Below are 13,558 nucleotides of genomic sequence, written 5' to 3'. Positions count from 1 at the left end.
CACTTAAATAATAAAAAAATTTGCTATAAGACCAATTATATCAAAAACAGTAAATGCTCTGGGGAACCGCCAGAAAATAGACAGGGAGCGGATGGTGTGTTTTATTGATGATTACACCCAGTCAATAGAATCTGGGCCAATTTTTAAAATCCTTTTTTTATTTGCAAGCATATCTGTATTCATTAACCCAATAATCATTAATGCAATAGAAGTAATAGATGCAATAGAAGCAATAGATGTAATAGATGTAATAGATGCATGCAATAGAATAAACTTGAGTTGTTAAAATATGAGCCATTTTATTTTTAACTGTTCTTTATATGGATATTAAATAAAATACTCTTAGCCAGAATATTGTGAAATAATATCTTTTTCATTCAACGGCCTGTCAGAACGTTAAAGCTCAGCAAAATAAACCCTAATACTGCCACTCACTGCAATCTAAGATATAAAATTATAAGATATAAAATTAAAAATATTAACATCGGAAAATCTTTATCAAATACCTTATTATCTGGCATCAAGCGCGCGTTCTTAAGCGGAATTAATGATGTCTTATATTTAACCGGCGGGTTTTAGTCACTTTTTTATCAGGCACATCTGATAATCGCGGGATAAATATAACGCGTTCAGCGCCTCTTGCCAGTAGTTAGACTATTTATGCTTCGCACCGAACTATTTATGCTTCGCGCCGAACTATTTATGCTTCTCATGCTTCGTGAAATGTTTGGCGCCAGACTGTTTTGGCTGAGATTAGGACACATTCAGTCGTGATCGGGCACAGATCGCGAGCAATTGCGCATCATTGAGCTTGATTAGTGGTGTTGTTGGATGATTTATTGATGGTTTGGCGATCATTTGGGGGGTAACCTCCGCGATTTTTTCGCTGATCCACGCATTATTGACAAAAAATCACGATAAAGCCAAATAAAACGAGGCGAAACGAGGCGAAACGAGGTGGATCGAGGCGAAACGAGGCGAATCAAAATAAAATAAAATCCTATAAAATCATCGAGTTAAAAACCCCTCTCACGAGCGTGCTCATTTTAGTCCGATCCACGGCCAATATGGTGCCATTATTAGCGCTCAGCTGCCGATTTTAATCACTCCGCTCGGTATTAAGCTATTTTTGAAGCCTATTGGGCTAATTAAGGGCTTATCTTGGCGCAATCTCGGTAACGTTCAGGGCAATGACTTATTCAATAGGGATTATCTGGATTTTTCAAGGGCAAGGGTTATCCCCCCTGCCAATCGCGACTTGTGATAAATCATGTATAAACGTAAACTTTAGTGTCTTAAGTCAGTGTCTAAATTATTTATAACTAGGAATAATGATTAAAATGCGAACGTTTTTAATTTCGATGATGTGTGTTGCGACGTTGTCAGGCTGTGCGGCGACTGAATATAATTATACCCCCCAATCACATAAAATTAGTGAACCCAAAGTAGGCAGCGTGAATACCGTCACGGTGGGCGATACCTTAATTAAAGACGGCAATATCAGTGATATTGAAGGCATTAAAATCGCCAATCTGATCAAAATAGATATGGCGTATAAAATTATTCCGGGGTTGTTTAAAAAAGTTGGTTCTAATGATCAAGGCGATTTTTACATGCCAACCACCACCATGGATTCTGGATCGGTAGTGGTTGAAGTGCTCGGGCGGCCATGGACCTCGTTATTAGTCAAAAAAGAGGGCAAAACCAATGAGATTTGTGTAGTGAGTGATCTAAAAGTCGCGGTGTGCAGTGACGATGCACAGATTGAAAAACTGACTTTAAACGATCCGGACAGCAACTCATTTGAACAAGCGCTGATTTTTAATGGCGTCAATGAAGATAAAGTTGATATTAGCTATCAACAGATCGGCTCTAATATTAAGAACCAAAACTTTGGCAATAATATTCAATATAACCTGAAAAAAAGTCCTATTATTTCGTATAAAGGGGCGCAATTAGAGGTGCTCAACAGCACGGATACTTCGTTAACTTATAAAGTGATCAGCAATTTCTCAAATAACTAATCGTTATTAGGTGTTTTTTAATTGCGATATTTAACGGCAAGGGTATTTGATCCACCGGTACTTTTGAGATAATTAAATATTGGCGAGTATATTTTTTGGACTATGAAAGGCCGCAGGATAATACATTAGCGGCCTTTTTTTATTTGTTAATTCTGATGTGGATCTCGACATTGCTATCTATGTTTATATCTATGTTTATGGTTCATGCCGAGATTAATAACGAGATTAATAACGAGATTAATAACTAGGTTGATACGATGGCGAACTATGGCGCACCCGCCGCCGCACAATTTTAATCGGTAGAGATATTTTTCAGCGCATTTTTGGAGGCGATTTTAGCCGCCTCGATAGAGGCATGCAGCGCCTCATCATCAATCAAATTGGGTGCGCTGGCATCAAGCTCTGCCAGCAAGGTATTTTGCTCATGCAAATAATACAGCAAATCAATTTGTTGTTGTAAAACAAAGCTTAAGGTCTCTTTAGCTTCTGGCGGCTCTAGCGTAACAATGGCGTAAATTAGCGCACGACAGTGATCGATCACTTCTTCCAACGTTATCGGGGTGTCGTCAAACATACATCACCCCCGAGAGCCGCGCGGTGGCGTGTAGGCGAGAGTGTACAGTGGTGAATATCGCGGTGAGTAATACGAATAGGCAGAAAAATAGGCAAGGGAAAGTAAGGCAAGGGAAAGTACAGTAAGGGCGGTACGTCTTCAGATCCATGATGACAACCTCTAAATTGATATTTTTTTTATCGCCACCAAGAGACGCTAACCTCAAGAGGGTGGTGAGCTGAACGAGGTTAGCGTAACCGGTCAAAAGAGAACCCGGCGCATCTTTAGATGCCTTCGTCCAGCCCACCATTATTTTCCATTGGTGTCACTGTGCTCGTACGGATAACAGACTTGTACGCTCAATTGAATTCCGGGACGCTAATCACGGCAACGGATGTGCCGCTGCAACTGCACTATATCCGTGGTATCTCAGTGGTTCAATCCACCGGAGGATAATTAGGACAAATATTTATTAGGTTTTGTTAAGCGCTTGAGAGGAGTTTGGCGATGGGGCTAAGTTTGGTTTGAATATAAACTTGAGATCTGCTTGATGATTAATGAGGCGTCGCCTCACCAGTATTAGCGGTAAAGGCCGCAGGATAATACATTAGCGGCCTTTTTTTATTTGTTAATTCTGATGTGGATCTCGACATTGCTATCTATGTTTAGATCTATGTTTATATCTATGTTTATGGTTCATGCCGAGATTAATAACGAGATTAATAACTAGGTTGATACTATGGCGAACTATGGCGCACCCGCCGCCGCACAATTTTAATCGGTAGAGATATTTTTCAGCGCATTTTTGGAGGCGATTTTAGCCGCCTCGATAGAGGCATGCAGCGCCTCATTATCAATCAAATTGGGTGCGCTGGCATCAAGCTCTGCCAACAAGGTATTTTGCTCATGCAAATAATACAGCAAATCAATTTGTTGCTGTAAAACAAAGCTTAAGGTCTCTTTAGCTTCTGGCGGCTCTAGCGTAACAATGGCGTAAATTAGCGCACGACAGTGATCGATCACTTCTTCCAACGTTATCGGGGTGTCGTCAAACATACATCACCCCCGAGAGCCGCGCGGTGGCGTGTAGGCGAGAGTGTACAGTGGTGAATATCGCGGTGAGTAATACGAATAGGCAGAAAAATAGGCAAGGGGAAGTACAGTAAGGGCGGTACGTCTTCAGATCCATGATGACAACCTCTAATTGATGGTTTTAGCTATTAGCAGGCATTTTATGCCCGCATAGAGAAAATTCTCATGTGCTCCATTATATTGAGCTGCTAAACCCAGCAAGAGATCTTCCGTTGCAACTGCACTATATCCGTGGTATCTCAGTGGTTCAATCCACCGCTGGATAATTAGGACAAATATTTTTGTTTTCGCTTAGCGAGCTGTATTGATAAGGCTAGGATTGGGTATAAAAAGGACATGGCTAGAAAGTAAAAAAGTCAGAAAGAGAAATAGTCAGAAAGAGAAATAGGTGGAACAGTAAGGGAATAAAATCAGAAAATTGCGGGGCAACAATGGGGGAATACAACGATAAAATAGCGAGGAGAGAGAGGCGTTAAAATAGGATTATCTTAAACCGTTAAAGCTGAAGATAATCCATGACCATGTATTTCGCGGAGATCTATGTTATTGAGCGATTAATCACTACCAAATAAATCACGGGTATACAGTTTATCCGCTACATCTTCCAGCTCTGGCAGCATACGGTTAGCCAGAATAATGTCACTGTCGGCTTTGAATGCATCGAGATCCTGATACACTTTTGAACGGAAGAACTCATCTTCTTTAAGCACTGGCTCATACACGATGACTTCGATACCTTTCGCTTTGATGCGTTTCATGATGCCTTGTACCGCAGAAGCCCGGAAATTATCAGAGCCAGCTTTCATCACTAAGCGATACACACCGACTTTGCGCGGTGCTTTAGCAATAATAGAATCCGAAATAAAATCTTTACGGGTGCGGTTAGATTCGACCACTGCGTTAATTAAGTTGTTTGGTACATCATCATAGTTGGCCAACAATTGCTTGGTGTCTTTAGGTAAGCAATAGCCGCCATAACCGAACGATGGGTTATTGTAGTGGCTGCCAATGCGTGGGTCTAATGACACGCCTTCAATAATTTGGCGAGCATTTAAACCACGACTTTCTGCGTAGGTATCTAGCTCATTAAAATAAGCCACACGCATTGCTAAATAGGTGTTGGCAAACAACTTGATGGCTTCGGCTTCGGTTCCGTCGGTAAATAACACCGGTACGTCTTTTTTGATCGCGCCTTCTAACAGCAAATCAGCAAAAATTTGTGCGCGTTCAGAGCGCTCACCGACCACAATGCGAGAAGGGTAAAGATTGTCATACAATGCACGGCCTTCGCGTAAAAACTCCGGCGAGAAAATCACATTGGTATAGCCAAACTCTTCACGCAGACGTTCAGTAAAGCCGACCGGAATGGTTGATTTTACAATGATAGTGGCGTTAGGGTTAATTTTTTGCACATCATGGATCACCGATTCAACCGACTGGGTATTAAAGTAGTTGGTTTTAGGATCATAATCGGTCGGGGTAGCAACAATCACATAGTCGGCACCCGTATAAGCGTCGACTTTATCTTCTGTGGCGCGGAAATTGAGATTTTTTTTAGTTAAAAACTGCTCAATTTCAGCGTCAATAATCGGTGATTGTTTGTTATTCAGCATCGCGACTTTTTCAGCGATAATATCCACTGCCACAACTTCATGATGTTGTGACAGTAACATGGCGTTAGATAAACCAACGTAGCCAGTACCTGCAATTGCAATTTTCATCTTTATTCCTAATACATATAAATTTTTTATAAATTTAATTATTTAAGTAATTCATGAATTGCTTTTAAATATTGTTCAATAATAATTTGCTCATTAAATTCACGTGCCATTTTTTCTCGGCTAGCTTGTCCCATTGCTAGCCGTTGCTCATGGGACATTTGAATTATTAATTCTAAGGCCGAAGTTAAACTCTCAGTTGAACGTGGCTGGCATAAAAAGCCATTAATACCGTGTTCAACGGTTTCTCTGCATCCGATATTATCGGTTGTAACTATTGGTTTGCCCATTGCACCCGATTCTAAGAGTGATTTAGGGACGCCTTCTCGATAAAACGAAGGTAAAACCATGCAATCTACCTTAGCAATTTCTTGTTCAACAGAATCTGAAACTCCCAGATAATTAACAATACCTTCATCAATCCAAGACTGCATTTCCGCTTGTGAAATAGCCGATGGATTATTTACCCCTAAAAAACCAAGTAGTCGAAACTCTACTTTATCGCCATATTTATTTTTTAATACTCTGGCGGCCTCGACATAATGCCCCACACCTTTGTCATATAACATTCGAGCTATTAATAGAAATCGAATAACACCATCATTTGGGGCATTAGTAATGGTAAAGCGTTTTAAATCAACCCCTGAACCTGGGAGTCTTTCTGTAATACTTTTGTGTGCAATACCACTTTCTAAAAAGAGGGTACGATCATCTTCATTTTGAAAGAATATTTTTGAGGCTTTTTTTTGACTGACTTTATACAGTTTTCTTGCGATTCTTGAAGATAAATTTTCGTCAATAAATAATGTACCTAACCCTGCAATATTATTTATAACCTTAATTTTTAGTAAAGAAGCAGAAAGCGTGCCATAAATATTATTTTTAGGCGTGAAATTTAATAGACATTTGACGGATTCTTTTTTTAAGATAGTGTAAAAATCAATTAGAGTAACGATATCTTTTAATGGATTTTTACCGCTTTGGTCAATTGATATGTTTATAAATTTACAACCTAACTCTTCCAATCGGAGAGAGTAATCATCACGAGGAGCAATAGCTAGTACTTGATATCCAGAATCAATTAGACTTCTAATGGTATTTTGCCGAAAATTATAGAGATACCAACTTGTATTAGCAGAAATAGCAATTGTTTTCATAGTTATTGCCAGAGTAAAATTTTATTTATAATAAGATTGATACCAATCAACAAATGCTTGTACACCCTGTTCGATAGAAACTTGTGGACGGTATCCTGTGGCCTTAAATAAGTCTTCAGTATCAGCCCAAGTGGTATACACATCTCCTGCTTGCATCGGTAAAAAGTTTTTGATTGCTTCTTTGCCTAATGATTTTTCAAGTGCAGTAATAAAATCAATTAACTGAACCGGCTGCCCATTGCCAATATTATATAAGCGGTAAGGGGCGCTACTGTGTGCTGGAGAAGCCGACGGGTTTTCTGGTTCTGATTGAGGAATGATATCGGAAATACGGATAATACCTTCTACGATATCATCAATATAAGTGAAATCACGGCTCAGATTCCCATTATTATAAACATCAATAGGTTCTCCCGCCAAAATAGCCTTGGTAAATTTAAACAGCGCCATATCAGGGCGACCCCATGGACCATAGACTGTGAAAAAACGTAGGCCAGTAGTTGGGAGTTGATAAAGATGTGAATAAGAATGCGCCATCAATTCATTGGCTTTTTTGGTCGCTGCATACAGTGAAACAGGATGATCTGTTGGCATATTAGTGCTAAATGGCGTTTGATTGCTCATGCCATAAACCGAGCTGGAAGAGGCATAGACTAAATGCTTAACTTTTGCTTGGCGGCAACCTTCAAGAATGGAAAGATGTCCTGTTAAGTTACTATCAGCGTAAGCAAATGGATTTTCTAACGAATAACGAACCCCTGCTTGTGCTGCTAAGTGGATCACTCGATCAAATTGTTCCTGAGTACATAATACGCGCACCGTCTCACGATCTGTAAGATCAAGATGAATGAATCTAAAAGAAGGCGATTGTTTTAGTAAATGCAAGCGGGATTGTTTAAGACCTTGATCATAATATGCATTAATATTATCAATACCAATGACATCATGACCTGCATTTAATAACCTCTGACATAAAGTAAAACCAATAAATCCAGCACATCCTGTAATTAAGTATTTCATCGTATATTCTTAAAATTATGAAGTTAAAATTGAAGTTATTTTTTTTGTCATTGATTCCATTAAATTAAAGTCATGTTTCGCTTCGACATTTAAACGAACTAAATTTTCAGTATTTGAAATTCGCAAATTAAACCGCCAATTTTCAAATTCTAAGCTAATGCCATCAGTATTATCTTTAGATATAGCTTCGTCAATAAAGTAATAATATACTTTTTCTATAGCTGACTTAGGATCATTTAATTTAAAATTGATCTCACCAGATGATGGATATTTATTAATTCTATCTTTTACCATTTCAGAAAGTGGTAGTTTTTTTTCACTAAGTAGTTCAATAACTAATAACCATGGAATCATACCAGAATCACAATATGAAAAATCACGAAAATAATGATGAGCACTCATTTCACCTCCATAAATTGCATTTTCTTTACGCATTTTTTCTTTGATGAATGCATGTCCTGTTTTTGATAATATAGGATTTCCACCTTCCGTTTTTACAATATCTACGGTGTTCCAATATAATCTTGGATCATGAATAATCCTAGCATCCGGGTTTTTTTTTATAAATGATTGAGCTAGCAGTCCAACAATATAATAACCTTCAATAAACTTACCGTTTTCATCAAATAGAAAACATCTATCAAAATCTCCATCCCAAGCTATTCCTATATCTGCCTTATGATTAATAACAGCCCTAGATGTTGAATATCTACATTCTGGTAGTAAAGGATTAGGTATACCATTTGGAAAATTACCATCTGGTTCATGGTGTACTTTTATAAATTCAATTGGAATATTTAGAGAATGTAAGTATTTTTCTATTTCATCTATAACATGGCCTGCTGCGCCATTACCTGAATTAACAACCAGTTTCATTGGTCTGATTTTTTCTATAGATATATAAGACATTAAATGTTCAATGTAAGGTTTAAGTATAGATTTTTTTTGATAATATCCAATTTTATTAGTTTGTTTGAATAAAGTATTTTCTGCTAGTTTTTTAATCTCAAGAAGACCTGTATCATTACTAATTGGTTTTGCATCTTCTCGGACTAATTTCATTCCATTATAATTGATGGGATTATGGCTTGCTGTTACTTGAATACCACCATCAACTTTTAAGTACTGTGTTGCAAAATATATTTCCTCTGTTCCTGTCATACCTAGGTCTATAACATTTATACCTGAGTCCATTAGTCCATCAGATATTGCTTGTTTTAGTTCATTAGAGGTTAATCTAATATCTCCACCTATAACGACAGATTTATTTTTTTCAGAGTCAGAGGATATAAATATACCATAAGCTCTTCCTATACGATATGCGATATCTATATTAAGTTCTGTTCCTAATTTACCTCGAATATCATAAGCTTTAAAACAAGTCAACTCAGTCATTTTATACTCATTAGTCATTTAAATTATTATTACTTTCAAGCCTAACTACATCATCTTCACTTAGACAACTACCAGTTTGTATCTCAATCATTTCAAGTGAAATCTCACTATGATTTTCTAATGAATGACTTATTCCTTGTGGAATGTATATAGATTGGCCTTCAGTTAACAATATAGTTTTATTATCTTGTATTATTTTTGCAGTTCCACTTACAATAATCCAGTGTTCTGAACGATAGTTATGTATTTGAAGTGATATTCTTCCTTTTGGTTTAACCGTAATATGCCGAACTTGATAGTTTTTACCATTATCAATAATACTTAGTTTTCCCCATGGGCGATATACTTCACTATAGACCTTATGTTCAGTTCTATTATGTTCTTTCAAATACTGTACAACAGATTTAACATCCTGTACTTGATGTCTATCTGCAATTAAAACAGAGTCGTGAGTTTCAACTACTATTAAGTTTTCAATACCAACAGTAGCAACTAATTTATTACGAGAGTATAAGTAATTGTTTTTTGATTTTATTGCAATAACATCGCCTTTAATAACGTTACAATTTTGATCTTTTTCTGATATATCCCATAGAGTTGACCAAGAACCAATATCACTCCAACCTGCATCCATAGGAATCATCGTTATATGATTTGTTTTTTCCATTATTGCATAATCAATAGAGTCATTTGGGCAAGTTTCAAAATTTTCTTTAGTTATCCTAATAAAATCCATATCAATTTGAGCTTTATTAAAAGCAATTTTACAGGTGTTTAATATTTCTGGGCTATATAAATTTAGCTCTGATAAATATAGTGAGGGTTTGAACATGAATATCCCACTATTCCAAAAATAATTCCCTGACTTAACATATAATTCAGCTTTCTTTAAATTAGGTTTTTCGACAAATTTTTCTACAAGTAAGCTATTATTAACTGAATTAGTATCAGAGTTAGCTTTAATATAACCATATCCAGTTTCAGGTGAAGTAGGTTTAATACCAAAAGTAATTAATTGATTATTAGATGTGAACTTAGTTGCATTATTAATAGCGCTTTCAAAGGCAGATATATCACTTATTAAGTGATCCGCCGCTAGAACAAGTAGTGTTGGTTCAATATCATAGTCTAATTGTAATGCCCTAAGGGTAGCTAATGTTATAGCTGGGGCAGTATTACGCCCAATAGGTTCTAAAATTATTCCAGAATGAGTAAGTCCAATTGAACGTAGTTGTTCTGCAACGATAAAACGATGTTCTTCATTACATATAATTATAGGGGGAAGATGCTCTATACCAGACAAACGAACCAAAGTTTGTTGTAGCATAGATAGATCATCATCATTAGGAATGGACAAAAATTGTTTAGGGTATAATTCTCGAGATAATGGCCATAAACGACTACCATGCCCTCCAGCCATAATAATTGGTAAAATCATTTTAACTCCGATAAATATTTATCCAATCTTGAGCTATTTTACTCAAAGAAAAGTTATTAATTACATGTGTTTTTAACTTATTAATTAATATTATTCTTGTATTTACATCTAGACTTAATATTTCATCAATTTTATTTGCAAGCAGAGTACTATTCTTAATAGGAACAACTAAATCTAGGTTTTCCTGAGGAAACCATTCCTTTGCTCCACCTGCATCTGTGGTAACAACTGGGCATCCTCCAGCCATAGCTTCACCGATAACTGTTGGAAATCCTTCCCATTCAGAAGAGAGTACTAAAAGATCTGCAAAATTAATTAACATAGGCACATCATTACGATTACCAAGAAATAATATTTTTTTGGATAATCCCATTTTTTTTACTTGTATCTTTAATTCTGTCTGAAGTTTTCCATCACCTGCAATTAATAACGTAATATTTGTATGTTTTAATTTATTGATAGCATTAAATAAATTAGGATAATCTTTAGCTTTAGTTAGTCGGCCTATAGCTAAAATAACTTTTGAGTTATGAGGAATATTTAGCTCACTAAGGTAGTTGTTAGGAGAGGTAGAGGACGTAAATCGTTCTATATTAATACCATTATATTGAACCATCATACCACCTTTAGGAACGGCTCTCTTTATTTCAAATGAATTAACTGCATTTTTACTAACATTAGTTGATAAATTAGCTAGTCGATGAGTAAGTCTATATGCAATGATTCGTATTATACCTCCATCATTGCTACTGTGAGCTGTTGATATTAGTTTAGGCATAGAAACAAATAAACGAAGTATACGAGAAAAAATATTTGCATGTATCATATGACTATGAACTACATCAGGCTTAAATTTTTTTATTATATTTTTAGCTATACTAATATTTCTTAGTACACTAAGAATATTTTTTTTTATATTTAGTGAGTTTATTGTTACATTAACACTAAGTGGCCGTACTTCAATTTTATTTTCTAACGTTAGAATCATAACGTTATGCCCATGTTTTATATATTCATCTGCAAGATTGCAAATTTGTAATTCAGCACCACCTAATCGAAGGCCTGTTGATATAAGTAAAATATTCATTTTAATATTCAGTAAACGTATTTAAATGTTGTATCAAAAATAGATTCGTATGGAAAAAAAAGAGGCCAATTAGATTCGAATCCGTATATGTACTTACTGTAGCAGTATAATATAATTAATAATATTATTATTATTCTACTTTTTAATTTAAATGGAACTAATATGTATGATATTAGTATGATTTCAAAGAAAGAATAATACATTGCGATCCGTTTGAATGTTGGATGAGCTTCATTCAATATGATAAAAATAAAAACACTAACTATAAATATATTTAGAAAGCCTTTAAATTGATCATTTTTAATTTTAGAGGATAAACTTATGAAAATAAAAATAAAGAACATTCTTTTTGTGAAACCTAAAGTCTGTCTTACCCATAATGGTATGTCACTTGCAACATCAAAGTCCATTTCTGTATATCTGATTATTTTTTCGCTTATAAAAGGAAAAAGATAGTTTGCAATATTTAATAATAGAGTGCTGATATCAATAAACAAACTAACAAAAAAAGCAATAAATAAATAAGTAAATACCTTGGATACTTTAAATTTAAGATTATATATATAGTAAGCGGGAATAAATGAAAGTGCTGTAATATGAAATGAACTTGCAAGTAAAACTAACAAAGTAAAATATAATGGTTTTTTCTTTACAATAAATAAACTACTTAATGCAACTATAGAGATGGCAAAGCCTTGCCTAACATGAAAAAGATCTGCAGCATAAAATGACATATTAGCTAGTAATGCAACTAATGGGTAAGGTGATAGTTTGAGTATTGTGTAGTATTTTGTTGAAACTATAATAATAACCGATGTAAATAAAAACAAAGTATAATTATTAGTAAATAATTTCACAAGAGAATTTAAAAGTAAAAATCCAGTTTCATAGGGTAAAGACAATAGTTCAAAAAATGTTAAATTATTATTGAAAATTTTAAAGTATGGTTCCCAGTCAGTTCCTGTTTTCCAGCGAATTCCTGATATAAAGATAATAATAATTGCTGATATTATTGTTAAATTTCTTTTCCACTTATATTCATTATTAATAGAGCAAAAAATTGCAAGTAATGAAAAATAGCCAAATAATAAATAATAAATCATATGCTATCCAATTATTTCTTTTATGTATGTATCCCAGTCTTTCATTTTTTTTATGAAATAATAATTACTATTATAACATAGTTCCTGATATGTTATTTCTTTCATTTTGGCTAATTTGTTTAAAACTAGAATTGATTTGTTTTTATTATTTAAATATATATACTCACCAAAATTAAAATTTTCTATTTTCTTGAATTCAGGAATATCAGATAATATAAGAGGCTTATTGAAATATCCTGCTAACTCGATTAATCCGGTTTGAGTGATATCATTATATGGAAGTGCTAAATAGTGATGGTTATTCATTAATTCTATTAATTCATCATCACTGATGTATTTATTTATAATTTCAATATTATTACTTGATTTTATTATATCATTTAATTCTTTTGTTATTTGACCTGATCCTGCTATGGTTAATATATGATTTTCACACAGGGAAACTAATTTCGCCATATATTCAAAATTCTTATATTTTTCTATTCGACCAAAGCATAATATCTTAATTGGAGTTCTATAATTAAATTTTTGCCTATTTGTACTCTCGCTAATATTAGGCATTCCATGTGGTGGCATTTTTAAATAATGAATTTTTTTATATTTTAATAAGTTAATAGATTCAATGTCTGTTTTATTATGAATAATAACTTTATTAAATCTAAATTTAAAAACATGGAATAACCATATGATTAATTTTTCTCTGAAATTAGCTTTATATCTGATTTTATGATCGTGTAAAATTAATGTTATTTTCCCAGTTAGAAAAGGAAGTATTAAATATATTAATAGGTTATTGCTGGAAAATATAATTTCGTTAAAAAATAAATATTTAAATACTTTTATACGATTTATTTTTTTACCACCAAGTATTGTATATTCATATTTATTATTGGTGTTTTTATACAATTGATCGGTAAACTGGCGAACGCCACCATTTAATGGGAAACAAATAATAACTTTTTTTTTCATAT

General features: G+C 34.4%; 12 protein-coding genes. 2 read left to right on the top strand and 10 right to left on the bottom strand.

Annotation, left to right across the window (positions count from 1 at the left end):
• Positions 1–1,340 precede the first annotated feature (1,340 nt).
• Entirely contained in the window at positions 1,341–2,024 is a 684-nt protein-coding gene (locus MNY66_RS11815) for a hypothetical protein (RefSeq protein ID WP_241500931.1), read from the top strand.
• Between the two features lie 292 nt (positions 2,025–2,316).
• On the opposite strand, the gene MNY66_RS11810 is transcribed toward MNY66_RS11815, so the two are convergent.
• Complete coding sequence (locus tag MNY66_RS11810; RefSeq protein ID WP_241501895.1) at positions 2,317–2,598, bottom strand: hypothetical protein; 282 nt, start codon at positions 2,596–2,598, stop codon at positions 2,317–2,319.
• Between the two features lie 267 nt (positions 2,599–2,865).
• Here MNY66_RS11810 and MNY66_RS11805 point away from each other — a divergent pair, with 267 nt between their 5' ends.
• Positions 2,866–3,033 (top strand): hypothetical protein, encoded by a 168-nt coding sequence (locus tag MNY66_RS11805; protein ID WP_156171068.1) that lies wholly within the window; start codon positions 2,866–2,868, stop codon positions 3,031–3,033.
• Between the two features lie 318 nt (positions 3,034–3,351).
• On the opposite strand, the gene MNY66_RS11800 is transcribed toward MNY66_RS11805, so the two are convergent.
• The 9 genes from MNY66_RS11800 to MNY66_RS11760 form a co-directional block, all read right to left on the bottom strand.
• Positions 3,352–3,633, bottom strand: coding sequence for a hypothetical protein (locus MNY66_RS11800; protein ID WP_047257162.1), 282 nt, complete (start codon positions 3,631–3,633; stop codon positions 3,352–3,354).
• Between the two features lie 590 nt (positions 3,634–4,223).
• A complete protein-coding gene (locus MNY66_RS11795; RefSeq protein WP_241500930.1) occupies positions 4,224–5,390 on the bottom strand; it encodes a nucleotide sugar dehydrogenase in 1,167 nt (388 codons plus the stop codon).
• A gap of 38 nt (positions 5,391–5,428) precedes the next feature.
• Positions 5,429–6,544, bottom strand: a complete 1,116-nt coding sequence (locus MNY66_RS11790; RefSeq protein WP_241500929.1) for a glycosyltransferase family 4 protein — start codon at positions 6,542–6,544, stop codon at positions 5,429–5,431.
• A 21-nt stretch (positions 6,545–6,565) separates the two neighbouring features.
• Positions 6,566–7,564 carry an NAD-dependent epimerase gene (locus tag MNY66_RS11785; RefSeq protein WP_241500928.1) on the bottom strand — a complete coding sequence of 333 codons (999 nt, stop codon included), beginning with the start codon at positions 7,562–7,564 and terminating at the stop codon, positions 6,566–6,568.
• Between the two features lie 15 nt (positions 7,565–7,579).
• Entirely contained in the window at positions 7,580–8,959 is a 1,380-nt protein-coding gene (locus MNY66_RS11780) for a phosphohexomutase domain-containing protein (RefSeq protein WP_241500927.1), read from the bottom strand.
• Between the two features lie 10 nt (positions 8,960–8,969).
• Positions 8,970–10,397, bottom strand: a complete 1,428-nt coding sequence (locus MNY66_RS11775) for a mannose-1-phosphate guanylyltransferase/mannose-6-phosphate isomerase (protein WP_241500926.1) — start codon at positions 10,395–10,397, stop codon at positions 8,970–8,972.
• Between the two features lies 1 nt (position 10,398).
• On the bottom strand, positions 10,399–11,484 hold the full coding sequence (locus tag MNY66_RS11770; RefSeq protein WP_241500925.1) for a glycosyltransferase: 1,086 nt from the start codon (positions 11,482–11,484) through the stop codon (positions 10,399–10,401).
• 8 nt (positions 11,485–11,492) lie between these two features.
• Entirely contained in the window at positions 11,493–12,587 is a 1,095-nt protein-coding gene (locus MNY66_RS11765; protein ID WP_241500924.1) for an EpsG family protein, read from the bottom strand.
• Positions 12,588–12,590: 3 nt separating this feature from the next.
• A complete protein-coding gene (locus tag MNY66_RS11760; protein WP_241500923.1) occupies positions 12,591–13,556 on the bottom strand; it encodes a glycosyltransferase family protein in 966 nt (321 codons plus the stop codon).
• Positions 13,557–13,558: the final 2 nt, after the last annotated feature.

This window comes from Moellerella wisconsensis (assembly GCF_022592395.1).
Classification (GTDB): Bacteria; Pseudomonadota; Gammaproteobacteria; order Enterobacterales; family Enterobacteriaceae; genus Moellerella; species Moellerella wisconsensis.
This window is presented reverse-complemented; position numbering and strand designations above follow the sequence as displayed.